Below are 24,495 nucleotides of genomic sequence, written 5' to 3' on the forward strand. Positions count from 1 at the left end.
AAGAATCTGTTCTAAGCAGGCGGTGGCCGAAGTCCGACGGGGACTCAGGCGACCAAAGCCACACGCATTTGCTGCAGCTTGGCGCGGACCGAGGTGTCGAGCACCTCATCGCCAACCACCACGCGCACGCCGCCGATCAACGTAGGATCGACGGTCACGGCCGGCTTCAACTTGCGGCTGAATTTCTTTTCCAGCGTAGCGACCAGCTCGGCCACTTGGGCCGCGCTCAGTTCGAACGCGCTCGAGATGTCTGCGTCGGCGGCGCCTTCCACACTGTTTTTCAGGGCGTGGAATTGGGCGCCGATTTCCGGCAGCAGGCTGATGCGACCGTTTTCGATCAGCATCGCCAGGAAGTTGTTGGCTTCCGCGTTGAGCGGCGACTTGACCAGCGCCAGGATGGCGGAGGCGACGTCGGATTCCGAGGCCTTCGGATTGCGTGCGAACGCTTGCACCTCGGGGTGGCTACCGATCTGGGCCAATTCTGACACCAGTTCGGACCACGCCGCGAGGTTGAACGATTCCTTACCTGCTTGGGCTACGCGGAACAAAGCTTCCGCGTAGGGACGGGCGACGGTTGCGTTTTCTGCCATGATTACAGCTCGACAGCGAGGCGCGACAGCAGGTCGGCGTGTGCCGCTGCGGAAACTTCGCGCTTCAGAATTTGCTCGGCGCCCTTCACAGCCAGGTCAGCCACCTGAGCGCGCAGTGCTTCGCGAGCCTTGGCCACTTGCTGATCGGCGTCTGCCTTGGCTTGCGCAATGATGCGGTCGGCTTCGGCTTGTGCATTTGCTTTGATTTCTTCAGCGACCAGTTGCGCGCGCTTTTCAGCGTCGGCAACACGTTGCGAAGCTTCTTCGCGTGCACCGGTCAGCGCCTCGGCGGCGCGCTTTTCAGCGACGACCATCGCGGCCTGGCCCTGGTCGGCCGCGGCCAGACCGTCAGCGATACGCTTGGCACGCTCATCCAACGCTGCATTCAGCGATGGAAATACGAACTTCATCGAAACCCAGACCAACACCGCGAAGGTGATCATCTGACCGATGAGAGACATATTGATGTCCATACCTTTGCTCCTAACTAAAAGTTTCTCCTAGAAGGGAGCGAATTACTTACCAGCAGCGGCGATAACGGCAGCCAGGAACGGGTTGCTGAAGGTGTACAGCAGGGCAACGCCGACGCCGATCATCGAGATCGCATCCAGCAGACCGGCGATAACGAACAGTTTGGTTTGCAGTTGTGGCATCAGTTCAGGTTGACGTGCCGACGCTTCCAGGAATTTGCCGCCCAGAATTGCGAAACCGAGTGCGGTGCCGATGGCTGCCAGGCCGATGATGATTGCTGCGGCCAGAACGGTCATGCCTTGTACTTGTGCGATCAGAGCTTGCATATATTTCTCCTAAGATTTTAAAAAGACTACAGATACTAAAAAAGTAAAACCAATGTTGCTTAGTGCTTCTCAACCGCGAGGCTCAGGTACACGACAGTCAACGCCATAAACACAAACGCTTGCAGGGTCACCACCAGGATGTGGAAGATAACCCAAGGACCACCCAGCAGCCACTGCGCCCACCAAGGCAGCAGAGCGATCAGAATAAACAGCAGTTCGCCGGCGTACATATTGCCGAACAAACGCAGCGACAGCGACAGTGGCTTGGCCAGCAACTCGATCATCTGGAAGGCGAAGTTGACCGGCGCCAGCACGATGGCCATGAAGCCATGGGCGTGGAACGGCGCGGTCAGCAACTCTTTACCCCAGCCGCCGAGACCCTTGGCTTTGATCGAGAAACCAATAATGCAGAGCATGACGCCGAAGGACATGCCGAAAGTGTGGTTGACGTCGGCGGTCGGCACGACGCGCAGCTTGTGCACGCCGACGTAGCTGAGCAGCTTGGGCAGCAGGTCGACCGGCAGGAAGTCCATCGCGTTCATCAGCCAAACCCAGCAGAAGATGGTGATGGCCAGCGGCGCGATCACCTTGCTCTTGGCGTGGAAGGCCGAATTGACCACCTCGTTGACCAGCTCCATGACGGCTTCGACGAAGTTTTGCAGCTTGCCGGGCACGCCGGCGGTGGCGCGGCGCGAGGCCATGTAGAACACACCGAGGAAAATCAGGCCCAGAATCGCCGAAACCCAGAACGTGTCCAGGTTGACGGTGTTCTCCGCATTGCGCAGGTGGCTCAAGTGGTGCTGGATGTACTCGATGGAAGTCGGCGCCTCGTGGGCCGCCTCAACAGCGTTTTCTATGGTCATAAAAGTTTTAGATTTTGGTGATTAAACTGCGAGCAGTGAGAACCAATATGCCAAGGTTGCCACCGCGAAACCCAAGATCAGCCATAACCATGCGGCCGACTGAAACAGCGCTAGTGCCAACACGAACAGCACTACCGTGATAAATATTTTTAACATTTCGGCGCGCACATGCGTCCGGAACGCTTTTTTGGCGTCATTTGTTCCGCCCGCGACAATAATCGCGTACATCAGACTCCCGATGACTGCGATCGCTCCGCCATAGGCGGCTGACCAGGCTTTATTCGCGTCGCCGATATTCCATGCAAGCAACGCAAATCCAGTGACGATGGCGAACTGGAGGGCAACGACTCGAAAGACTGGCTGGGCGATACTTTGTGTTTTATCACTCACTTGCCAAGTTCCCAGAAAAGCCGATATACCCAAAGACACGGGATTATAAGTGTGTTTACTGACTCCAGTCAAACATTGCTGCACCGCAGCAGAGCAAATGCTGCGCGAATGACACGCTTTTAGAGCCCGATCCCTAATACTTGCACCATTTTGTGGCAGGGTGGATTTTCCAACAAGTGTGCTTCAGACGTGGCGTAATGATACGCAGTATTACTTACGCGGGGCTGTCGGCGGGCCGAGACTTATCATCTGTGCTTATATCGCACGGCTTGCCAGAATGGCAAGGCCGGGTGGCGGCGGGGATTGGGGCTTGCCGGAATGACAAGCCCCTTCGGCTTGAGGTGGTGTTGACGCGCTGTCAACACGGGGTGGCCGGGCGGCGACCGAAGTCGGTGGCTGCCCGCTTGCCTCAGGCGCGCAGGCGGGCCAGCACGCCGTCGAGGATGTCGAGGTCGGCGAAGTCGATGATCATTTGACCACGACCCTTGCTGCCCATCTTGAACACCACCGGCGTGGCCAGCGCGTCGGACAACTCCTCCTCCAGGCGGACGATGTCGCCCGACTTTTCCTTTTGCTTTGCGGAAACCGGATTGTTCAGCTCCTCCATGGTCCGCTGCACCAGTTTTTCCGTCTCGCGCACCGACAGGCGCTTGGCGACGACGGTGTTGGCCAGGTTGATCTGGCTGGCGGCGTCGACCGCCAACAGGGCGCGGGCGTGGCCCATGTCGATGTCGCCGGCCATCAGCATGGTTTGCACCGCGCCGGCCAGGTTCATCAGGCGCAACAGGTTGGAGACGGCGCTGCGCGAACGGCCCACCGCGTTGGCGGCCTGCTCGTGGGTGAAGCTGAAGTCGGTGATCAGGCGGTGGATGCCCTGCGCCTCCTCCAGCGGGTTGAGGTCCGTCGCGCTGGATGTTCTCGATCAGCGCCATGGCGGCGGCGGCCTGGTCGTCGACGTCGCGCACCAGCACCGGCAGCTTGTCCAGGCCGGCCAACTGGGCGGCGCGGAAGCGGCGCTCGCCGGCGATGATCTCGTACTTGACGGCGCCGGTCAGCGTGTCGCTGCCGATCGGGCGCACCAGGATCGGCTGCATGATGCCCTGGGTTTTGATCGAGGCGGCCAGCTCCTGCAGGCCACCCTCGTCCATGCGGGTGCGCGGCTGGTATTTGCCGGCCTGCATCTGCGACACCGGCAGTTCGGACGGGGTGCCGAGCGCCGGATTGTTCAGGTCGCCGTCGCCGCCGAGCAGCGCGTCGAGGCCGCGACCCAGGCCTTTAAGTTTTTTGGTTGCCATGCTGTCCTAAGTGTTGCGTCAGTGTTGCAGTATTTGGGTGTCGGGCGGCGCCGCTCACATCTTCTTGATGCGCTCGACCATCTCCGCGCCGAAGGCGATGTAGGCCTGGGCGCCCTTCGACGAGGGGTCGAAGGTGACGCCGGGCAGGCCATAGGACGGCGCCTCGGCCAGCCGCACGTTGCGCGGGATGATGGTGTTGAACACCTTGTCGCCGAAGTGCTGCTCGAGCTGGGCCGAGACCTGCTGCGACAGCGTCATGCGCGGATCGAACATCACCCGCAGCAGGCCGATGATCTTCAGGTCCGGGTTCAGGTTGGCGTGCACCTTCTTGATGGTGTTGACCAGGTCGGACAAGCCCTCCAGCGCGTAGTACTCGCACTGCATCGGGATGATCACGCCGTGCGCGGCGCACAGGCCGTTCAGGGTCAGCATCGACAAGGCCGGCGGGCAGTCGATCAGGATGAAGTCGTACTCGCCGTCGACCAGGGCCAGCGCGTCCTTCAGGCGGCGCTCGCGGTTGTCCAGCGCGACCATCTCGACCTCGGCGCCGGCCAGCTCGCGGTTCGAGGGCAGCACGTCGAAGCGGCCCGCCTCGGAACGTTGGCGCGCCGTGGCGACATCGCTCTCGCCCAGCATCACCTCATAGGTCGACGCCTTCAGGCCGGCCTTGTTGATGCCGGCGCCCATGGTGGCGTTGCCCTGCGGGTCCAGGTCCACCAGCAGCACGCGCTGGTTCAGTTTGGCCAGTCCGGCGGCCAGGTTGACACTGGTGGTGGTTTTGCCCACGCCGCCCTTTTGATTTGCTACACAAAAAATTTTGGCCATGTATGTTCTTGTTGTGAAAAGTGCGGTATCTGCGCGGCGGCCGTTGCGGCCGTTCCGACGATACGATTAATATTATTTATACTATTAATACGGTATAAACGATTTATACAATTTATACTGAATAAACAATTTATACCGTTTATATTGTTTAGTCAGTTTTCAAATTCTTCTTGATGAAAACCAGATGGCGCTCGGCATCCAGCCCGGGCACCCGTAAAGGCTGCAAATCCACCACTTTCCAGTCGCTCGGCAGTCGCTCGCGCTCGTCCGGCGGCGCCACCCCTTTCAAGGCGATGAATTGACCGCCCTCGGCCAGCAGATGGCCCGACCAGTTGACGAAGTCGGACAGGTCGGCGAAGGCGCGCGAGGTGATCACGTCGAACTGCTGCTTGACCTGCAGCTGCTCGACCCGCATGGTGTACACCGTGGCGTTGGCCAGGCCCAGTTCGGCCTTCACCTGGGTCAAAAACGCGGTCTTCTTGTGCACCGTGTCGATCATCGACACCTTCATGTCCGGCCGGGCGATCGCCAGCACCATGCCCGGCAGGCCGCCGCCGGCGCCCACGTCGAGCACGTTCGTCGCGCCCTTGAAGGCCGGCACCGCCGCCAGCGAGTCGAGCAGGTGGTGGGTCACCATCTGCATCGGGTCGCGCAGCGAGGTCAGGTTGTACACCGAATTCCACTTGAACAGCAGCGCCAGATAGTCCAGCAGCTGCTCTTCCTGCGCCCCGCTCAACTCCAGTTGCAACTCTTTGATGCCATTTTTCAGTACTTGCGCCAAGCCAGCGCGGTCAAACTGCTTCATTGAACAACCTCATCCTTTTGATTCAAGAACCCGCCAAAGCCGACTTTTTTCAGGTGCACCAGCAGCAGCGAGATCGCCGCCGGGGTCACGCCGGAGATGCGCGAGGCCTGGCCCAGGGTTTCCGGACGCTGCGCGTGCAGCTTCTGGCGCACCTCGACCGACAGGGCGGTGATGTCCAGATAGTTGAAACCTTCCGGCAGTTTGAGGTTTTCGTAGTGCTCGTGGCGCTCCACTTCCTTGGTCTGGCGGTCGATGTAGCCGGCGTATTTCAGCTGGATTTCGACCTGTTCCTGCACCGCGATATCGGCCACGCCGGGACCGCCGAGCACCTGGCCGTCGATGCCGCACATGCTCATCAAGGTCTCGTATTCGACGTTCGGACGGCGCAGCAGATCGGCCAGCGAGTACTCGCGTTCGATCGCCTGGCCGATCACGCGCTCCGATTCGGCGGCCGCCAGGATGCGCGGATTGACCCACGTGGAACGCAGGCGCTGCAGCTCCAGCTCGACCGCTTCGCGCTTGGTTTGGAAGGCGGCCCACTGGGCGTCGCCGACGCAGCCGAGCTGGCGGCCGATCTCGGTCAGGCGCATGTCGGCGTTGTCCTCGCGCAGGCTGAGGCGGTACTCGGCGCGGCTGGTGAACATGCGGTAGGGCTCCTGCACACCCTGGGTGACCAGGTCGTCGACCAGCACGCCGAGGTAGGCCTCGGAGCGGGCCGGCGTCCAGGCCTCGCGGCCGGAGGTTTGCAGCGCGGCGTTGAGGCCGGCCAGCATGCCCTGCGCCGCCGCCTCTTCGTAGCCGGTGGTGCCGTTGATCTGGCCGGCGAAGTACAGGCCCTGCACGGCCTTGGTTTCCAGCGAGGCCTTCAGGCCGCGCGGGTCGAAATAATCGTATTCGATGGCGTAGCCGGGCCGCAGGATGTGGGCGTTTTCCATCCCCTTCATCGAGCGCACCAGGGCGATCTGCACGTCGAAGGGCAGGCTGGTGGAGATGCCGTTCGGATAGAACTCGTTGGTCGTCAGGCCCTCGGGTTCGAGGAAGATCTGGTGCGATTCCTTGGAGGCGAAGCGGTGGATCTTGTCCTCGATCGACGGGCAGTAGCGCGGGCCGACACCTTCGATGACACCGGTGTACATCGGGCTGCGGTCGAGGCCGGCGCGGATGATGTCGTGGGTCTGGCTGTTGGTGTGGGTGACCCAGCACGGCATTTGCCGCGGGTGCATGGCGGCGTTGCCCATGACGGAGAACACCGGCACCGGATCAAGGTCGCCCGGCTGTTCGCTCATCTGCGAGAAGTCGATGCTGCGGCCGTCGATGCGCGGCGGCGTGCCTGTCTTCAGGCGGCCCTGCGGCAGCTTGAGTTCCTTCAGGCGGGCCGACAGCGAGATGGCCGGCGGGTCGCCGGCGCGGCCGGCCGAGTAGTTGTTCAGGCCGACGTGGATCTTCCCGTCGAGGAAGGTGCCGGCCGTCAGCACGACGGCGCGGGCGAGGAACTTGACGCCGATCTGGGTGACGGCGCCGACCACGCGGTCGCCCTCCACCATCAGGTCGTCGACGGCCTGCTGGAACAGCCACAGGTTGGGCTGGTTCTCCAGCCGCGAGCGGATGGCCTGCTTGTACAGGATGCGGTCGGCCTGGGCGCGGGTGGCGCGCACGGCCGGACCCTTGGACGAGTTGAGGATGCGGAACTGGATGCCGGACTCGTCGGTGGCGATGGCCATGGCGCCGCCCATGGCGTCGACTTCCTTGACCAGGTGGCCTTTGCCGATGCCGCCGATGGAGGGGTTGCACGACATCTGGCCCAGGGTCTCTATGTTATGCGTCAGCAACAGAGTCTTCTGGCCCATGCGGGCAGAAGCGAGGGCCGCCTCGGTGCCGGCGTGACCGCCGCCGACAACGATAACGTCGAATTCAGTAGGAAATAACATGATGGAATTGGTAAATGCGAAGGGATTAAGGTCAGATTATAGAGTCTTTTTGCTGCCGCGACTTTTTTCTGCTCAAATTTTCACCAGCAGGCGCCCTTCCGCGCCGCCCGCTGTTCCACGTGGAACATTGGTCGGGGGTAAAAAAAGGCGCCGGTTTGACCCGGCGCCCTGCCCTATCGACTGCTTTGTTCCACGTGAAACAGTGGCGCGCGTCCCGGTTCTACCCGCACATCTACCAGCGCATCCAGGCGTCGTAGCCGGTCTTGACGATCAGGATGGACACCACCAGCAGGAACAGTTTGCGCACGAAACCGCTGCCGTGCTTCATCGCCAGGCGCGAGCCGATCACCGAGCCGGCGATCTGGCAGATCGCCATGGTCAGGCCGAGCTGCCAGACCAGGTGCCCGCTGTAGCCGAACCAGATCAGCGCGGAGAAGTTGCAGGCGACGTTGACCACCTTGGCCACCGCCGAGGCGCCGAGGAAGTCGAAGCCGAACACGCGGACGAACAGGAACACCAGAAAGCTGCCGGTGCCCGGCCCGAAGAAGCCGTCGTAGAAGCCGATGGCCGAGCCGATCAGCAGCGCCAGCATCTGTTCGCGCCGGCCGCTGTGCATGGGCGCGTGGACGCTGCCGAAGTCCTTCTTGGCGAAGGTGTAGACGGCCACGGCGACCAGCACCACCGGCAGCAGGGCGCGCATGAAGTCGGGCGAGACGCGGGTGACGACGAAGGCGCCGAGGAAGGCGAACACCAGCGCGGCGACGGCGGCCGGCGCGGCGGTCGACCAGGCGATGCGCACGCGGCGCGCGTAGCTGACCGCCGCCACGCTGGTGCCGAAGATGCTGGCCAGCTTGTTGGTGCCGATCAGGGTGGCCGGCGCCATGTTGGGGAACACAGAGAACAAGGCCGGGATCTGGATCAATCCGCCGCCCCCCACCACCGCATCGACCAGACCCGCGCCGAAAGCGGCCACGCCCAACACCAGATAATCCACCATACCGAACCAGCCTTAACAAAGGGAAACAAGGCTAACATTGTACGAAAGAATGGAACCGCCCTGCCCGTGCAAGCCATGCCGATTGCGCATAAGGCCGGCGCTTGGTGTAAGCTTCACGTGGAACAATATGGAACCATCGCGTCGACAGCACACCGCTCCCCCTCACCCCGAACCCACCTCGCCACCGCGGAACCAGCCATGACCAGCTCGCCAGCCTTCGCCTTCAGCACCGTCGCCCACATCGTTTCGGAGGCCGGCGCGGCGCGCCGGCTGGGCGAGTACGTGCGGCAGCACTTCCCCGCCGTGCGCCAGGCGCTGCTGGTGACCGACCCCGGCTTCCTCGCCACCGGCCTGGTCGACGGGCCGCGCGAGAGCCTGATCGCCGCCGGCATCCAGGTGCATCTGTACACCGACGTGGTGGCCGATCCGCCCGAGCACGTGGTGCTGGAGGCGGTGGCGGCGGCGCGCCGGCACGAGGCCGACATCGTCATCGGCCTCGGCGGCGGCAGCTCGATGGACGTCGCCAAGCTGATCGCCGTGCTGGCCGGCGGCGGCCAGCAGCTGGCCGACATCTACGGTATTGGCAATGTTCGCAACATCGCGGGCAACGGCGGCGCCGGTCACCTGCCACTGGTGCAGATTCCCACCACCGCCGGCACCGGCTCCGAGGTGACCAACATCGCCATCGTCACCACCGGCGCCACCAGCAAAATGGGCGTGGTGGCGCCGCAGCTGTACGCCGACCTGGCCATCCTCGACGCCGAACTGACGCTGGGTCTGCCGGCGCGCGTCAGCGCCGCCACCGGCATCGACGCCATGGTGCACGCCATCGAGGCCTACACCAGCCGGCACAAGAAGAACCCGTTGTCGGACATGCTGGCGCGCCAGGCGCTGGGCCTGCTGTCGGCCAACCTGCTGCGCGTCTGCGAGAACGGCGCCGACCTGGCGGCGCGCCAGGCCATGCTGCTCGGCGCCATGCTGGCCGGCCAGGCCTTCGCCAACGCGCCGGTGGCGGCGGTGCACGCGCTGGCCTATCCGATCGGCGGCGTGTTCCACGTGCCACACGGCTTGTCGAACTCGCTGGTGCTGCCGCACGTGCTGCGCTTCAACGCGCCGGCGGCGGCGCCGCTGTACGCCGAACTGGCCGCCATCGTGGTGCCGCAGGCCAGCGGCAGCGTCGAGGCCAGGGCAGAGGCGCTCGCTGTTGCGATGCAACAAATCGCCATCCTGACGGGCATCGAGCGCACCCTGCAGCAGGTCGGCATCAAAGAGGCGGACCTGGACCGCTTGGCCGACGACGCCATGCTGCAGACCCGCCTGCTGGGCAACAACCCGCGCGAGGTGAGCCGCGCCGACGCCCGCGCCATCTACGCCGCCGCGCTGTAGTCCGGCATATCGGGACGCCGGCCTTACCCCACAAACCAAGGGGTCTGACCCCGTGGGGTCAGACCCCGAGGCGTATCGGCGTGCGGGGCAAAAAAAAGGTTCTTCGCGGCTTACCGGGAAGAACCTTCTCTCGCGCCGCCCTGCTCCGGCGGCAACAATATTACTCATACCATCCGCGCTAGTTCGGCACCTCGACGACGTTCTGGCCGACCGTCAGGATGCTCTTGACCTCGATCAGGTTGCCGGCCGCCGGCGCCGCCGAAATCGGCGGCACGTTGGCGATGGTGATCGGCGTCGTCGCGTCGGCCCGCGTCACCGTGCGCACCACCTGCGACGGCGGCAGCGGCGCCGTGGTCGGGTTCTTCAGGTTGGCATAGAGGGCGTCAAGGGCGCGGTTCAGGTACACATGCAGCGGCACGATCAAGGTCGGCACGGCGCTGGTGAAGGAGTCGAAGTGGTTGCCGTTGGTGACCTCGATGTAGCGCAACTTGCTGGCCGTGCCCTCGGCCACCGCGTTCAAGCCCAGGTAGGCGCGCGAGGCGTGGTTGATGACGATCAGCGTGTCGCTGCGGCCGTGCACGATGATCGCCGGCTTGCCGCGCAGGTTGCCGGTGGCGGCCACCTCGGCCATGCCGGCGCGCACGCGGGCGCTCTGCGCCGCCAGCTCGCCGCCGAGCGGAGCGCCGGTCACCGCGTCGACGCCGGTGGCCAGCGAGCGCAGGCAGAGGAAGCCGTCGAGCGACTGGTCGGCCAGCGCGCTGCTGGGCGAGGTGCCGAAGACGTAGCCGCGCGGATCGCGCACGCCGCCGACGCCGACCGAGTTCTCGTAGATCACGCCGCCGAGGATGCCGTTCTGCGTGGCGAAGCTGTTGGCCTTGGTGGCCGCCGGCATGGCGATCGGCAGGCCGCTGGCGTCGGTGCTGCCGAAGCCGAAGCCGCAGACCTTGTCGGCCACGGAGAACTTGCCGTAGGCGTTGGCGTAGGTCACCGCCACCAGGATGTTGGTGCCGGCGTGGGCGGCCTGCAACGGGTCGCTGTCGGCCTGCCAGCCATAGGCGCGCAGGCGCGCCTTGGCGTCGGCCTGCTGCGCCGGCAGGTCGCCGCCGCTGAGCAGGTTCTTGGCCACCAGCGCGGCGCAGCGGCCGGGATTGGCGGCGGTCGCGGCGACGCAGGGCTGGTACAGCGCGGCGTAGGTGAAGTAGTCGTACAGCTGCTTGCCCTGGGCGGCCACCGCCACCCCGCCCTGGCGCAGCAGATAGCCCGTCGCGCTCTTCGGTTGGATCTGCGGCTCGGTCACGGCGACGCCGCTGATCAGGCCCTTGCTGTCCTGCTCGGCGGCCAGCAGCGCCGAACCGCCGCCGTTGGAGATGCTCGAGGCGATGGTGATGGTGTTGGCCGGCTTGAAGCGCACGATGTGGCTCTTGCCGTCGCTGGCCAGGGTGCCGTACTTCTCGTTGAGCACGTAATAGGCGAACTCGACCGCCTGCAGGGTGTTCTTGCCCCAGTCCTTCTCCGGGTTCTGCTGCGAGTGGGCGTGCTTGAAGGCGAGGCGGCCGCTCAGGTCGGCGTTCAGCGCGGCGCGCTGGGCGTCGCTCAGCGCCGGCGCGAAGATGGCGTTCTTGCCGGCCGCCACGCGGCCGGCGCGCACGCCGTTCTGCAGATTGACGCCGTCGTCGTCGAAGGTGTACAGGCCGATGCCGCTGCCCTTGTCGGCGTAGGCGACGGCGCAGTTGTTCTTCAGGCCCCATTCGCCGGAGCTGCCGATGGCGCCGTAGATGCCGCGCGAGCCGCTCGAGGTGCCGGTGACGATGCAGGGGTTGGCCGGGTCGAAGCCGGCCGGCACCTGCACCATCAGCGTGACGTTCTGGTTGCCGCTGCCGTCGTCGCTGTAGGCCAGGTATTCGCTGCCGGCGATCTTGCCCTCGCCGCTGCCGACGTTGCCCTTGGCGTCGACGTTCGGGCCGTACAGGGTGCCGTAGCCGCTGTTGGCGGCGATGTCGAGCACGCCGCGGTAGTTGGAGTAGATGGTGTTGCGGCGCAGCTCGGCGGCGGTCGGCTTGAGCGGATCGGCGTAGGCCGGCGCGGCGGCGGCGGCCAGGCCGGTCTTGCCCAGGCCGGCGGTCAGCAGGTCGTCGCTGGCGCCGTCGTAGTTGGTGCTGGTGATCGCGCCGAGGTAGCTGGGCAGCGTGTTCAGTTCGTCCGGGATGGTCTTGCCGCCGCCGCAGGAGGCCAGCGCCAAGCCGGCGCCGGCCAGCGCCAGCGTGCGCCGCGCGCCGCGGCCTATGTTGCTGTGTTTGCTCTGCTTGCTTGTCGTATTCTTCATGTCATCCTCTTTCCGTGGTTCAAAAATAGGTGCATCGAAATCGCTGTCTCCACACTGTGCGCGGCGCCTTGCCGGCCTCGACCTCCCGTCTGCCCGCGCTCCGCCGGGGCGGCGGACGTGGCGCTCCCACCCCGGCGCGCGGCCGGGCGGGGACGACTGACAAGCATGTTGAAAATGAAAACGCCGGACAGAAGGTCCGGCGCCGCCGCAAATTACGCCGGCTTGCTGCCGGCTTTGCTGGCGAAGCGGGCAACCACCTCGCCGATGATGCCGCGCCGGAACAACAGCACGCAGGCGATGAAGATCAGCCCGGTCACCATGCTGACCGCCTCGCCCAGCGTGTTGAACCATTCGATGCCGGTCTGGGTGGCGATGAAGGTGCCCAGGTCGCCCAGCTTGTTCTCCAGCGCGATGATGATCACCGCGCCGAGGATCGGGCCGGCCAGGGTGCCCATGCCGCCCACCAGGGTCATCAGGATCACCAGGCCGGACATGGTCCAGTGCACGTCGGTCAAGGTCTCGAAGCCCAGCACCACGGTCTTGGTGGCGCCGGCCAGGCCGGCCAGCGCGGCCGACAGCACGAAGGCCATCAGCTTGTAGCGGTCGACGTCGTAGCCCAGCGAGATGGCGCGCGGCTCGTTCTCCTTGATCGCCTTGAGCACCTGGCCGAAGGGCGAATGCACGGTGCGCACGATCAACATGAAGCCGGCCACGGCGATGGCCAGCACGACGTAGTACAGCACGGTGTCGTTGGCCAGGTCGACGACGCCGAGCAGTTTTCCACGTGGAACGCCCTGCAGGCCGTCCTCGCCGCCGGTCAGCTCGCCGGCGCGCAGCGCGAAGTAGGACACCACCTGGGCCAGCGCCAGGGTGATCATGGAGAAGTAGATGCCCTGGCGGCGGATCGCCAGCGCGCCCATCACCAGGCCGATCAGCGCGGCGGCGACGACGCCGGCCAGCAGGCCCAGCTCGAAGGGCCAGCCGTGCGACTTGAGCATGTTGCCGGCGACATAGCCGGCGCTGCCGAAGAAGGCGGCGTGGCCGAAGGACAGCAGGCCGGTGAAGCCGATCAGCAGGTTGAAGGCGCAGGCGAACAGGGCGAAGCACAGCAGCTTCATCAGGAACACCGGGTAGCCGTAGAAGGGCGCCGCCAGGGCCAGCGCCAGGGCGATCGCGTAGCCAATATTCTTATTCATGGACGAGCTCCTATTTTTCTTTGCCGAACAGGCCGGCGGGACGCAACAGCAGCACGATGACCATCACCACGAACACCACCACGGCCGAGCCCTCGGGGTAGTAGACCCGGGTCAGGCCCTCGATGACGCCCAGGCCGAGGCCGGTGAGGATGGAGCCCATGATCGACCCCATGCCACCGATCACCACAACGGCGAACACGACGATGATCAGGTTCGAGCCCATCAGGGGTGTCACCTGGATGATCGGGGCCGCCAGCACCCCGGCAAAGCCCGCCAAAGCGACGCCGAAGCCGTAGGTCAGGGTGACCATCAGCGGCACGTTGACGCCGAAGGCCTCGACCAGCTTGGGGTTCTCGGTGCCGGCGCGCAGGTAGGAGCCGAGCTTGGTCTTTTCGATGACGAACCAGGTGGCCAGGCAGACCACCAGCGAGGCGAGCACCACCCAGGCGCGGTAGTTCGGCAGCATCATGAAGCCGAGGTCGGTCGAGCCGCTGAGCAGCTCGGGCGCCGAGAACGGCTGGCCGGAGACGCCGTAGAAGGAGCGGAACACACCCTCGGTGAGCAGGGTGATGCCGAAGGTCAGCAGCAGGCCGTACAGGTGGTCCAGCTTGTAGAGCCAGCGCAGCATGGTTTTTTCGATCAGCACGCCGAGCGCGCCCACCACCAGCGGCGCCAGCACCAGCATGACCCAGTAGTTCAGGTTGAAATAGGCCAGGCCCATCCAGGCGACGAAGGCGCCCATCATGTACATGGCGCCGTGGGAGAAGTTGATGACGTTGAGCAGGCCGAAGATGACCGCCAGGCCGAGCGACAACATCGCGTAGAAGGAACCGTTGACGAGGCCCAGCAGCAGCTGGCTCATCATCGCTTGCAAGGGAACGCCGAAGATTTCCATGGCTTCACAATATAAAAAATCACCGTGGCAGCGGCGAAGGATGGACGGGAAATGGCGGCCGCGGCGCCGCGCCCTGCCCTCGAACAAGGGGCGGCGGGCGGCGGCGCGCGGACGCGCGGTGGTGCGGTCGCGCCGGCGCGGGCCGGACGGACCGGGCGGGCGGCCGACTGCGCCGCCCCGCCCTGCTTCAAGGCCGGCTTACTTCCACAGCGCGCACTTGCTCTCCGCCTTGGTCACGTAGGCCTGGTCGCCCGGCACCACGGCGGCCACCTTGTAGTAGTCCCAAGGGTACTTCGATTCCGACGGCTTCTTCACTTCCATCAGGTACATGTCGTGCACCATGCGGCCGTCCGGACGGATCACGCCGCCCTTGGCGAACATGTCGTTGATCTTGTTCGCCTTCAGGTGGGCCATCACCTTGTCCGAATCGTCGCCGCCGACCGCCTTGACCGCCTTCAGGTAGGTCGACGCCGCCGAGTAGTCGGCCGCCTGCAGCATCGACGGCTCCTTCTTCATCTTCTCGAAGTAGCGCTTGGACCAGGCGCGGGAGTCGGCGTTCTGGTCCCAATACCAGCCGTCGGTCAGGTACATGCCCTGGGTCAGGTTCAGGCCCAGCGAGTGGACGTCGTTGATGAACATCAGCAGGCCGGCCAGCTTCATCTTCTTGGTGATGCCGAACTCGTTGGCCGCCTTGATCGAGTTGATGGCGTCGCCGCCGGCGTTGGCCAGGCCGAGGATCTGCGCGTTCGACGACTGCGCCTGCAGCAGGAAGGAGGAGAAGTCGGAGGCCGACAGCGGATGCTTGACGCTGCCGAGCACCTTGCCGCCGGCCGACTTGACGACCTCGGCCGTGTCTTTTTCCAGCGACTGGCCGAAGGCGTAGTCGGCGGTCATGAAGTACCAGTTCTTGCCGCCCTGCTTGACGATGGCGCCGCCGGTGCCGCGCGCCAGCGCCACCGTGTCGTAGGCGTAGTGCACGGTGTAGGGGGTGCATTCCTCGTTGGTCAGGCGGGCCGAGCCGGCGCCGATCGAGATGAAGATCTTTTTCTTCTCCGCCGCCAACTTGGCCATGGCCAGGTTGGCGCCGGAGTTGGTGCCGCCGATCAGCAGGTCGACGCCCTGCTGGTCGAACCATTCGCGCGCCTTGGAGGCGGCGATGTCGGCCTTGTTCTGGTGGTCGGCGGAGATGAACTCGACCTTTTTGCCGGCGATGACCACGCCGGCGTCGGCGATCGCCATCTTGATCGCCTCGGCGCCGCCCTGGCCGTCGATGTCCGAGTACAGGCCGGACATGTCGGTGATGAAGCCGATCTTGATGGTGTCGCCCGACACCTGGGCCGAGGCGGCGCCGGACAGACCCATGGCGCACAGGGCGCCGGCGGCGATGGCGATAGCTTTGATTTTCATATTGTCTCCGTTTGTGGATTGGTTTTGTTGATATTGAAACGGTGCTGCGAAGCTGCGTCCTGCCGGTACAAGCGGTGCTACACGCCGAGCAGCTCGGTGAGGAGCGGCATCTTGGCGTTCAATTCGGAAGCGATAAAGGACTCGACGATCTGGCCGTGCTCCATCACGTAGAAGCGGTCGGCCAGCGGCGCGGCGAAGCGGAAGTTCTGCTCGACCATGACGATGGTGTAGCCCTTGGACTTGAGCGTGGTGATCATGCGCGCCAGGCCTGCACGATGACCGGCGCCAGGCCCTCGGAGATCTCGTCGAGCAGCAGCAGGCGGGCGCCGGTGCGCAGGATGCGCGCCACCGCCAGCATCTGCTGCTCGCCGCCGGACAGGCGGGTGCCCTGGCTGTGCTTGCGCTCCTCCAGGTTGGGGAACATGGCGTAGATCTCCTCGACCGACATGCCCTTCTCGCCGGTGGCCAGCTGCGGCGGCAGCAGCAGGTTCTCCTCGGTCGACAGCGAGGAGAAGATGCCGCGCTCCTCCGGGCAATAGCCGATGCCGAGGTGGGCGATCTGGTGGGTCGGCAGGCCGATCGCCTCGACGCCGTTGACCTTGATCGAGCCCTTGCGGGCGCCGGTCAGGCCCATGATGGCGCGCAGGGTGGTGGTGCGGCCGGCGCCGTTGCGGCCCAGCAGGGTGACCACCTCGCCCTGCTTCACCGTCAAGTTGACGTCGTGCAGGATGTGCGATTCGCCGTACCAGGTGTGCAGCTTGGAAATTTCCAGTGCGTTCGTCATCAGTGCGCCCCTTCCAATACCGCCGCTTCGCTGCCCATGTAGGCTTCCATCACCAGGGCGTTGCTGGAGACCTCGGCGTAGCTGCCCTCGGCCAACATGGCGCCGCGCTGCAGGACGGAGATCTTGTCGCAGATGCCGGACACCACCTTCATGTTGTGCTCGACCATCAGGATGGTGCGGCCGGCCGATACCTTCTTGATCAGCTCGGTGACGCGGTGCACGTCCTCGTGGCCCATGCCCTGGGTCGGCTCGTCGAGCAGCATCAGCTCGGGCTCCATCGCCAGGGTGGTGGCGATCTCCAGCGCGCGCTTGCGGCCGTAGGGCATGTCGACGGTGACGGTGTCGGCGAACTCGGTCAGGTCGACCTCGGCCAACAGCTGCATGGCGCGCTCGTTGAGTTGCGACAGGGAACGCTCGCTCTGCCAGAAATTGAAGCTGGTGCCGAGCTGGCGTTGCAGGCCGATGCGCACATTCTGCAACACCGTCAGGTGGGGAAACACGGCGGAGATCTGGAACGAGCGGATCACGCCCATGCGGGCGATCTGGGCCGGTTTGGCCGCCGTGATGTCGTTGCCGTTGAATAGGATCTGGCCCGAGGTGGGCACCAGGAACTTGGTGAGAAGGTTGAAGCAGGTGGTCTTGCCGGCGCCATTGGGGCCGATCAGCGCGTGGATGTGGCCGCGCTGAACCTGTAGATTGACCCCGCTCACGGCGGTGAAGCCCTTGAACTCCTTGGTCAAATTTCTTGTTTCCAAGATAACGCTGGACATCGTGTCTCCTAGTTATTCTTTGCAAACTATCAAATTTTTTTCAGATAATACACACTAATATTTTGGCTAACAATACAGTATAACTACCATGATCTTTTGATCTATGCCTATCATCGAAACGTCATTCATTGTAGAAATTACGACATTTCAATAATGTCATTTCCATGATGAATGAACCATTTGCGCGGCCTTCTCGGCGATCATAATCGTCGGCGAATTGGTGTTGCCGGAAGTGATGGTCGGCATCACCGAGGCGTCCACCACGCGCAGGCCGGCCACGCCGAACACGCGCAACTGGCTGTCGACCACGGCGCCCGGATCGCCGGCGCGGCCCATGCGGCAGGTGCCGACCGGGTGGAAGATGGTGGTGCCGATGGCCGCCGCCGCCTGGGCCAGCTCCGCCTCGCTCTGGTAGGCCGGGCCCGGCTTGAACTCCTCTGGCGCGTAGCGCTGCAGGGCCGGCGCGGCGACGATGCGGCGGGTCAGGGCCAGCGCGGCGGCGGCGACGCGGCGGTCCTCCGCCGTGCTCAGGTACATCGGCGAGATCTTCGGCGCGGCGTAGGAATCGGCCGAGGCGATGCGCACATGGCCGCGCGAGCTCGGCCGCAAATTGCAGACGCTGGCGGTGAAGGCGGGAAAGGCGTGCAGCGGCTCGCCGAACTTCTCCAGCGACAGCGGCTGCACGTGGTATTGCAGGTTGGGCCTGGCCTGGCCCGGGTCGGAGCGGGCGAAGGCGCCCAGCTGCGACGGCGCCATCGACATCGGCCCGCTTTGCCGCAGCGCGTATTCGAGGCCGATCTTCATCTTGCCGTACCAGTTGGCGGCCATGGTGTTGAGGGTCTTGGCGCCGCTCACCTTGAACACCATGCGCAGCTGCAAATGGTCCTGCAGGTTGGCGCCGACGCCGTCCAGCCCGGCCAGCGGGGCGATGCCGTGCTCATGCAGCAAGGCCGCCGGGCCGACGCCGGACAGCTGCAAAATCTGCGGCGAGCCGACCGCGCCGGCCGTCAGCAGGGTTTCGCGGACGGCCTCGGCGCGGTAGGTGGCGCCGCCGCCGCTGAACACCACGCCACGGCAAACGGCGCCCTGCCCGCCCCGCTCGATCAGCAGCTTTTCCACGTGGCAGCCGGTCATGATGGTCAGGTTGGGCCGGGCCGAGGCCGGCTTGAGGAAGGCCTTGGCGGTGTTCCAGCGGATGCCGCGCTTCTGGTTGACCTCGAAATAGGCGCAGCCGGCGTTGTCGCCACGGTTGAAATCGTCGATGCTGGCGATGCCCGTTTCGGCGGCGGCGTCGCGGAAGGCGTCGAGAATTTTCCACGACAAACGTTGTTTTTCCACACGCCATTCGCCGCCGGCGCCGTGTTCGGCACCGGCGCCGCCGTGGTGGTCCTCGCTCAGCTTGAACAAGGGCAGCACCTGGTCCCAGCGCCAGCTGGCGTCGCCGCACAGCTCGGCCCACTGGTCGTAGTCGCCGGCCTGGCCGCGCATATAGATCATGCCGTTGATCGACGAGCTGCCGCCCAGCACCTTGCCACGCGGATAAAGCAGGCTGCGTCCGCCCAGGCCGGCGTCGGCCTCGGTGCGGAAGCGCCAGTCGGTGCGCGGATTGTCGATGCAGTGCAGATAGCCGACCGGGATGTGGATCCACACATAGTCGTCCTTGCCGCCCGCCTCGATCAGCAGCACGTTGGCGTGCTTGTCGCGGCTGAGCCGGTTGGCCAGCACGCAACCCGCCGTGCCCGCCCCAACAATGATGTAGTCGTACTGTCCAGCTGATTCCAAGACCTCTCCTCCAAGGAAATACGCGCTGGCAGTCTGCGCTGCCTAAAGCGAACTCAACAATTATGCGACGGACGTGCGCCGGCCATGGCGGACGGCAACTCGCGTCGCCGCCGTCCGGCGCCGGCGCTCAAGCCGCCGCGATTTCCGCCAACAAGGTCGCCACCAGCTGCGCGGCCGGCATAGGCCGGGCCCGCGCCACGCCGCTGCCGCACCACAAGGACATCAATTCGGTGTCGCCGCGCTTGCCGGCCTCGGCGCGGATGGCGCCGGTCAGCGCGTTCTGGATCGGATAGGCCGGCACTTGCGCCTCGACGGGCGCCATCAGGCTCATGAAACGGTTCTCCAGCCCGCGCGCGTAGCGGCCGGAAAAACTGCGCGTCAAGCGGGTCGCCGGCCGGTCGGGCGCCAGCAGGCGCGCCTTGTAGGCCGGCGTGATGGCGGACTCGTCGACCACCAGGAAGGCCGTGCCCATCTGCACCGCGACGGCGCCCAGGTCCAGCGCCCGCTTGATGTCGGCGCCGTCCATGATGCCGCCGGCGGACACCACCGGAATGCTGATCTTGTCCGCCACCGCCGCCAGCAAGTCGAAGGTGGACAAGGTGGCGTCCTCCTGGCGGCCGAGGAAGGTGCCGCGGTGGCCGCCCGATTCGACGCCGGAGGCGATCACGGCGTCGGCGCCGACCTCCTGCCAGGCCAGCGCCTCGGCCACCGTGGTGATGGTGCCGACGACGACGATGCCGGCCGCGCGCAGGCGCGCCACTTGCCCGGCGCTGAGGATGTTGAAGGTGAAACTGGCCACGGCGGGACGCAACTCGAGCAGCGTTTCAAACTGGGCGGAAAAGTCCTCGCACCATTTGGCCGGCAGCGGCAGCTCGTCCCAACCCAGCACGTCGAGCACCGGGCGCAGCAGTCGGCGCGCCTGTTCCAACTCGGCGGGATCGACTTGCGGGGTGGTTTGGACGAAGAAGTTCAGCGCGAAAGGCCGTGCCGTCAGGCTGCGGATCTGCTCGACCTGGCTGCGCATGGCATCCGGCGTGAGCAACGAACAAGCCAGCGATCCGAGCGCGCCGGCGTTGGAGACGGCGGCGATTTGGGCCGGTGTGTTCTGTCCGCCGGCGGTCGGACCTTGGATGATTGGGTGTGGAAAAAGTGTTCGTAAAACCATCAATTACCCTCCGAAAACTGCGTGATCGGCCGTTTTTTGCCTGTAATTTAGGCAAAAAAGGGGATTCCACTTGTGGATAACTCTATGGATATCCACAGGCACCGAATGTGAGTAAACAAAAATTTTTTTGGGTCACGTTTTTTTATCCCAAAACAGTTCCCAGCTCATACAGCGTTTACGCGCCCGCTTATGCATCTCGCAAACGCTTGATTCTAATTCAAAATCAGGACTTATCCACAGAAAGGTGTCTACGTTAACAACTACTACTATTTTTATATCTATATCTTTACAGTAAACCAAAGCCAACGCGAAAGGAACCGAAACCCCAAAACCCCACCCCAACCGACGGCAAAACCACAGGCAAGGCAAATTCCTTGCCCTAGAGCAGAAAACGTTTTTCGCCCACAAAGCTTGCCCCTATACTGAAATCGCCTAGCAAGCCCAAAAACGGAGCCCATTTGCCTATCCCGTGCAAGCCTCGACGCCTTGCCTGTCGACGAGTTCCGCTCGTCGCAATAGCGCCTCTCGTTTTACATGTTTATCGCCGGGTGGCTCAACGATGAACGTCCCGCACTACTTTTCACTGGAGCATTTCCCCCGCTCCAAGGCGTATCTCCGCTTCCGCCGCCGGCTTTGCGCCGGACTGTTGTTGATGGCTTTGTTGACCATCGCCGTGGTCAGCCTGCAATTGCGCGCCTCCAGCGTGGAACGCGAGCAGGCGGTGCGCCAGCAAACCCAGAATTTCGTGCAAGCCATGGAAGCCCATGTGCTGAACACCATCCAATTCGTCGATTTATCTCTGCAGGGATACTCGAACGCCATCAAGATGCTGCCGCTCGAGCAAAGCAGCTCGCCGCACGCCATGGCGACACTGTTGTCGCCGCGCAGTTCCAGTTTCAGCCGCGATTTTTGGCTCAGTTTCATCGACGCCAAAGGCCAGGGCGTTGCCTCGTCGAACAAGCTGTCGGTGGCCGGCACGAACTACGCCGACCGCGACTATTTCCAAGCGCATATCAAGCCGGCCGGTTCCCCCGGCTTGTTCGTCGGTGGCCCGGCGATTGGCAAGGTCAGCAAGGAACGGCTGTTTTTCCTCAGTCGTCGTGTCGAGGACGCGAACGGCCAGTTGCTGGGCGTGATCGTCGCTCCCTTGAATGTCATTTATTTCGGCAAGGTGTTCGAAAAGTCCCGCTTCAGCCCGGACGTGTCGATCAGCCTGGTACACAGCAACGGCAAAGTCATCGCCCGGGCGCCCAACTTCGAGGAATCGTTCAATTTCGACCTGAGCCGCACTGCCTTGTTTCAAAACCTCGCGAAAGGCAGGCACGGCACTTATCAAACGGTCAGCTCGATCGACGGCCAATCGCGTGTTTTCAGCTTTCGCGTGCTCGACGGCCTGCCCTTGATCGTCGTGGTCGGCAGTTCCGACGAGGAATCCAAGCGCGCCTTCGGCAACAACGTCCTGTTCGCTGGCGCTGGTTTGCTGTTGTTGCTGCTGTTGATGCTGGTTGGCGGCCATTTCGCCCTGCGCTCCTACGCCAAACTGGAGGAGCGCGAGCTGCGCTACCGGTTGCTGTACGCCTCGAGCCGCGACACCGAGCAAAAATTGTCGGTCAGCGAGCAGCGCCTGCGCCTGATCGCCGACAACCTGCCGGTGATGATCGCCTACATCGACAAGGACTTGCGCTACCAATTCACCAACCGCAAGTTCGACACGGTGTTCGAGATCCCCTACCAAAGCGGTCCCGGCCGCAAAGTGGTCGACGTGGTCAGTCCGGCCATCTTTAAGCAGGCCGAACAGCATTTGCACGATGTGTTGGGCGGAAAATTCGTCTATTTCGAACGGCTGGTCAGCGGTTCCGCCGGCGAACGCTGGGACGGCGTCAGCTATGTGCCCGATGTGCAGCCGGACGGCGCGGTGCGCGGCCTGTTTTTGATGGTGGAGGACATCACCGAGCGCAAAAAAAACGAGGAATCGACCAAGTTGGCGGCGCTGATGTACCAAAACAGCGCCGAAGGCATGTTGGTGACCGATGCCGAAGGCCGCATCCTGTCGGTCAATCCGGCGTTTTCGCAGATCAGCGGCTACGCCGAGCGGGAGGTGCTGGGCCGGCGCGCCTATGAATTGACCTCCGGCCGGCAGGATTTGAGCTTTTTCACCCAGGTGCGCCAGGCGATCGGCCGCACCGGCCACTGGGCCGGCGAAATCTGGCACCAACACAAGAACGGCGAGCACTATCTGGTGTCGCTGCGCTTCAACACCGTGTTCGACGAGCAGGGCCAGGTGTTCCGCCTGGTCGCCCTGTTCACCGACATCACGAAGAAAAAGGCCTCGGAGGAGTTGATCTGGAAGCAGGCCAACTTCGACGCGCTGACCGGCTTGCCGAACCGCCGCATGTTCCACGAGCATTTGCGGCTGGAAATGAAGAAAACCGACCGCTCGCACCTGCCGATGGCGCTGGTGTTCATCGATCTCGACCATTTCAAGGAGATCAACGACACCCTGGGCCACGACAAGGGCGACATGTTGCTCAAACAAGTGGCGGAACGATTGGGCCAGTGCGTGCGCGGCACCGACATCGTGGCCAGGCTGGGCGGCGACGAGTTCACCGTGATCCTCAGCGAACTGCACAATTCCAGCGACGTGGCGCGCATCGCCCAGGAAATCTTGAAAAAGATGGCGGCGCCGTTCTCGCTGAACGACGATATCGCACATATCTCGTCGAGCATCGGCATCACGCTCTACCCCGACGACGGCGACAGCGCCGAAACCTTGATGAAAAACGCCGACCAGGCGATGTACGCCGCCAAGCAGCAGGGCCGCAACCGCTACAACTACTTCGCCCCCTTCATGCAGGAGGCGACGCGGGTGCGCATGGCCTTGGGCAACGAAATGCGCGAGGCGGTCGAGCGCGAGGAATTGCGCATCGTGTTCCAACCGATCATCGAGCTGGCCAGCGGCCGCATCTGCAAGGCCGAAGCCTTGGTACGCTGGCAACATCCCCAGCGCGGATTGATGAGCCCGCATGAATTCATCGCCATCGCCGAACACACCGGCGCCATTGTCGGCATCGGCGACTGGGTGTTCCGCCAGGCGGCGCGCGAGGCCAAGCGGCTGCAGCAGATGGCCCTGCCGGAATTCCAGATTTGCGTGAACAAGTCGGCCTGGCAGTTCCGCGACGACGGCAGCAACTACCAGGAATGGCTGGATTTTCTGGCCGAACTGGATTTGCAGGCCCACAACATCATCATCGAAGTGACGGAAGACCTGCTACTCGACCCGGCCAGCGCCATCGCCGACAAGTTCAAGGCCTTCCGCGCCGCCAATATGCAGGTGTCCTTGGACGATTTCGGCACCGGCTACTGCTCGGTGGCGTTTTTGAAGCGTTACGACATCGACTACATCAAGATCGACCCGAGTTTCGTCTCGAATCTGGCGGAAGGCACCGACGGCATCACCTTATGCGGGGCAATTATCGCCATGGCGCACAAGCTGGGCATCCAGGTGATCGCCGAAGGCATCGAAACGCCGCAGCAAATGCAGGCTTTGCAGTCGGTTGGCTGTGATTTTGGCCAGGGTTACCTGTTCTCCAAGCCGATTTCGGGGCTGGAACTGGAGAAAAGCATCAAAAACCAGTACGCCCCTGTGGATAAGTCGCTGGATATCCACAGGACGACTTGTGAGTAAGGACAAAGTTGTCCAAAGGGCGACATTTTATACAGATTTACTCCTGAACTGGTACAGCGCTTGTCCTAGCGCTTATCTTTGTCGTAAACGGATGATTTTTAAGCTGTTAACAGGGTTATCCACAGAAAAACGCGCGTTTACTACTACTACTATTTTTGTATAAAAGCTTTAGTAAACAACTAAAGAACACGCCGAAGGCGGTTCGAAAAATTTTTTCGTTTACTTCCCTACTCAAAAACGACAAACGGCAAGCTCCAACTGCGCCTGTGTAGAAGCGTCGTTTTGTTCGCCAAAGCACGACTCTGAACGTCCTGAACAGCAAAAACGGTCTGCAACATGTCAAACCGGCACTGAAAAGCCGCTTTTTGGCCTTTCGTCTGTGGACAACTGCCTGCATATCCACAGGATGAGATGTGGGAAAAGTCGATCTTTGTCCACAAGCACTTTTTTATCCCGAACTCATCCTGTCTAGATACAATGTTTGTGCAAGCACTTTTCGGCAGCCTAAGTCGATGATTTTTCTCCGGTTTACAGACTTATCCACAGAAAAGCAGTCGTTTACTATCTACTATCAGATTTATATATATATCTTTATATAAAACCCTAAACAAA

Annotated in this window: 18 protein-coding genes and 2 pseudogenes; 2 read left to right on the forward strand and 18 right to left on the reverse strand. The window is 63.3% G+C overall.

Translation table 11 applies throughout. The features are described 5' to 3' along the window. Window positions 1-44: 44 nt before the first annotated feature. The 10 genes and pseudogenes from QC826_RS29160 to QC826_RS29205 form a co-directional block, all read right to left on the reverse strand. On the reverse strand, window positions 45-590 hold the full coding sequence (locus QC826_RS29160) for a F0F1 ATP synthase subunit delta (protein ID WP_279763532.1): 546 nt from the start codon (window positions 588-590) through the stop codon (window positions 45-47). A 2-nt stretch (window positions 591-592) separates the two neighbouring features. Beyond that, window positions 593-1,063, reverse strand: coding sequence for a F0F1 ATP synthase subunit B (locus QC826_RS29165; protein ID WP_279763533.1), 471 nt, complete (start codon window positions 1,061-1,063; stop codon window positions 593-595). Between the two features lie 42 nt (window positions 1,064-1,105). Beyond that, a complete protein-coding gene (gene atpE, locus QC826_RS29170; protein ID WP_342742472.1) occupies window positions 1,106-1,375 on the reverse strand; it encodes a F0F1 ATP synthase subunit C in 270 nt (89 codons plus the stop codon). Window positions 1,376-1,446: 71 nt separating this feature from the next. Next, window positions 1,447-2,250, reverse strand: a complete 804-nt coding sequence (atpB, locus tag QC826_RS29175; RefSeq protein WP_093385795.1) for a F0F1 ATP synthase subunit A — start codon at window positions 2,248-2,250, stop codon at window positions 1,447-1,449. A 21-nt stretch (window positions 2,251-2,271) separates the two neighbouring features. Continuing rightward, entirely contained in the window at window positions 2,272-2,640 is a 369-nt protein-coding gene (locus QC826_RS29180; protein ID WP_093385798.1) for an ATP synthase subunit I, read from the reverse strand. A gap of 409 nt (window positions 2,641-3,049) precedes the next feature. After that, window positions 3,050-3,935, reverse strand: a pseudogene (locus QC826_RS29185) (ParB/RepB/Spo0J family partition protein). Between the two features lie 54 nt (window positions 3,936-3,989). Continuing rightward, window positions 3,990-4,760: a ParA family protein gene (locus tag QC826_RS29190; RefSeq protein ID WP_093385803.1), complete on the reverse strand. Its 771-nt coding sequence runs from the start codon at window positions 4,758-4,760 to the stop codon at window positions 3,990-3,992. Between the two features lie 148 nt (window positions 4,761-4,908). Continuing rightward, complete coding sequence (rsmG, locus tag QC826_RS29195; RefSeq protein WP_279763534.1) at window positions 4,909-5,565, reverse strand: 16S rRNA (guanine(527)-N(7))-methyltransferase RsmG; 657 nt, start codon at window positions 5,563-5,565, stop codon at window positions 4,909-4,911. After that, window positions 5,562-7,493 (reverse strand): tRNA uridine-5-carboxymethylaminomethyl(34) synthesis enzyme MnmG, encoded by a 1,932-nt coding sequence (gene mnmG, locus QC826_RS29200; protein ID WP_279763535.1) that lies wholly within the window; start codon window positions 7,491-7,493, stop codon window positions 5,562-5,564. The genes rsmG and mnmG overlap by 4 nt, the downstream gene beginning before the upstream one ends. Before the next feature lie 232 nt (window positions 7,494-7,725). Further along, the gene (locus QC826_RS29205) at window positions 7,726-8,490 is read right to left on the reverse strand and encodes a sulfite exporter TauE/SafE family protein (protein ID WP_279763536.1); all 765 of its coding nucleotides are present in this window, start codon (window positions 8,488-8,490) and stop codon (window positions 7,726-7,728) included. A 198-nt stretch (window positions 8,491-8,688) separates the two neighbouring features. Between QC826_RS29205 and QC826_RS29210 the strand changes: the two genes are divergently transcribed. Further along, window positions 8,689-9,876 carry an iron-containing alcohol dehydrogenase gene (locus QC826_RS29210; RefSeq protein WP_279763537.1) on the forward strand — a complete coding sequence of 396 codons (1,188 nt, stop codon included), beginning with the start codon at window positions 8,689-8,691 and terminating at the stop codon, window positions 9,874-9,876. Window positions 9,877-10,054: 178 nt separating this feature from the next. Here the strand turns inward: QC826_RS29210 and QC826_RS29215 are convergent, their stop codons facing one another. The 8 genes and pseudogenes from QC826_RS29215 to QC826_RS29250 all read right to left on the reverse strand — a co-directional run bounded on the left by QC826_RS29215 (window position 10,055) and on the right by QC826_RS29250 (window position 20,198). Continuing rightward, a complete protein-coding gene (locus QC826_RS29215) occupies window positions 10,055-12,199 on the reverse strand; it encodes a 3-hydroxybutyrate oligomer hydrolase family protein (RefSeq protein WP_279763538.1) in 2,145 nt (714 codons plus the stop codon). 212 nt (window positions 12,200-12,411) lie between these two features. After that, on the reverse strand, window positions 12,412-13,395 hold the full coding sequence (locus QC826_RS29220) for a branched-chain amino acid ABC transporter permease (RefSeq protein WP_279763539.1): 984 nt from the start codon (window positions 13,393-13,395) through the stop codon (window positions 12,412-12,414). Between the two features lie 10 nt (window positions 13,396-13,405). Beyond that, on the reverse strand, window positions 13,406-14,290 hold the full coding sequence (locus tag QC826_RS29225; protein ID WP_279763540.1) for a branched-chain amino acid ABC transporter permease: 885 nt from the start codon (window positions 14,288-14,290) through the stop codon (window positions 13,406-13,408). A gap of 198 nt (window positions 14,291-14,488) precedes the next feature. Continuing rightward, a complete protein-coding gene (locus QC826_RS29230) occupies window positions 14,489-15,697 on the reverse strand; it encodes an ABC transporter substrate-binding protein (RefSeq protein WP_279763541.1) in 1,209 nt (402 codons plus the stop codon). Between the two features lie 77 nt (window positions 15,698-15,774). Next, window positions 15,775-16,481, reverse strand: a pseudogene (locus QC826_RS29235) (ABC transporter ATP-binding protein). Further along, window positions 16,481-17,251, reverse strand: coding sequence for an ABC transporter ATP-binding protein (locus QC826_RS29240; protein WP_279763542.1), 771 nt, complete (start codon window positions 17,249-17,251; stop codon window positions 16,481-16,483). The pseudogene QC826_RS29235 and the gene QC826_RS29240 overlap by 1 nt, the downstream one beginning before the upstream one ends. Window positions 17,252-17,407: 156 nt before the next feature. Beyond that, window positions 17,408-19,033 carry a GMC family oxidoreductase gene (locus tag QC826_RS29245; RefSeq protein WP_279763543.1) on the reverse strand — a complete coding sequence of 542 codons (1,626 nt, stop codon included), beginning with the start codon at window positions 19,031-19,033 and terminating at the stop codon, window positions 17,408-17,410. A 127-nt stretch (window positions 19,034-19,160) separates the two neighbouring features. Beyond that, window positions 19,161-20,198: an NAD(P)H-dependent flavin oxidoreductase gene (locus QC826_RS29250; protein WP_279766627.1), complete on the reverse strand. Its 1,038-nt coding sequence runs from the start codon at window positions 20,196-20,198 to the stop codon at window positions 19,161-19,163. 652 nt (window positions 20,199-20,850) lie between these two features. Here QC826_RS29250 and QC826_RS29255 point away from each other — a divergent pair. After that, on the forward strand, window positions 20,851-23,883 hold the full coding sequence (locus QC826_RS29255; RefSeq protein WP_279763544.1) for an EAL domain-containing protein: 3,033 nt from the start codon (window positions 20,851-20,853) through the stop codon (window positions 23,881-23,883). Window positions 23,884-24,495: the final 612 nt, after the last annotated feature.

Origin of the sequence: Rugamonas sp. DEMB1 (assembly GCF_029834475.1) — a bacterium.
Taxonomy (GTDB): Bacteria; Pseudomonadota; Gammaproteobacteria; order Burkholderiales; family Burkholderiaceae_D; genus Rugamonas; species Rugamonas rubra.

What these genes read in the sequence shown, in the direction of transcription:
- QC826_RS29160 (WP_279763532.1), bottom strand. Translation starts at nt 590, where the DNA reads ATGGCAGAAAACGCAACCGTCGCCCGTCCCTACGCGGAAGCTTTGTTC.
- QC826_RS29165 (WP_279763533.1), bottom strand. Translation starts at nt 1,063, where the DNA reads ATGGACATCAATATGTCTCTCATCGGTCAGATGATCACCTTCGCGGTG.
- atpB (WP_093385795.1), bottom strand. Translation starts at nt 2,250, where the DNA reads ATGACCATAGAAAACGCTGTTGAGGCGGCCCACGAGGCGCCGACTTCC.
- QC826_RS29190 (WP_093385803.1), bottom strand. Translation starts at nt 4,760, where the DNA reads ATGGCCAAAATTTTTTGTGTAGCAAATCAAAAGGGCGGCGTGGGCAAA.
- rsmG (WP_279763534.1), bottom strand. Translation starts at nt 5,565, where the DNA reads ATGAAGCAGTTTGACCGCGCTGGCTTGGCGCAAGTACTGAAAAATGGC.
- mnmG (WP_279763535.1), bottom strand. Translation starts at nt 7,493, where the DNA reads ATGTTATTTCCTACTGAATTCGACGTTATCGTTGTCGGCGGCGGTCAC.
- QC826_RS29205 (WP_279763536.1), bottom strand. Translation starts at nt 8,490, where the DNA reads ATGGTGGATTATCTGGTGTTGGGCGTGGCCGCTTTCGGCGCGGGTCTG.
- QC826_RS29210 (WP_279763537.1), top strand. Translation starts at nt 8,689, where the DNA reads ATGACCAGCTCGCCAGCCTTCGCCTTCAGCACCGTCGCCCACATCGTT.
- QC826_RS29215 (WP_279763538.1), bottom strand. Translation starts at nt 12,199, where the DNA reads ATGAAGAATACGACAAGCAAGCAGAGCAAACACAGCAACATAGGCCGC.
- QC826_RS29220 (WP_279763539.1), bottom strand. Translation starts at nt 13,395, where the DNA reads ATGAATAAGAATATTGGCTACGCGATCGCCCTGGCGCTGGCCCTGGCG.
- QC826_RS29225 (WP_279763540.1), bottom strand. Translation starts at nt 14,290, where the DNA reads ATGGAAATCTTCGGCGTTCCCTTGCAAGCGATGATGAGCCAGCTGCTG.
- QC826_RS29230 (WP_279763541.1), bottom strand. Translation starts at nt 15,697, where the DNA reads ATGAAAATCAAAGCTATCGCCATCGCCGCCGGCGCCCTGTGCGCCATG.
- QC826_RS29240 (WP_279763542.1), bottom strand. Translation starts at nt 17,251, where the DNA reads ATGTCCAGCGTTATCTTGGAAACAAGAAATTTGACCAAGGAGTTCAAG.
- QC826_RS29250 (WP_279766627.1), bottom strand. Translation starts at nt 20,198, where the DNA reads ATGGTTTTACGAACACTTTTTCCACACCCAATCATCCAAGGTCCGACC.
- QC826_RS29255 (WP_279763544.1), top strand. Translation starts at nt 20,851, where the DNA reads ATGGCTTTGTTGACCATCGCCGTGGTCAGCCTGCAATTGCGCGCCTCC.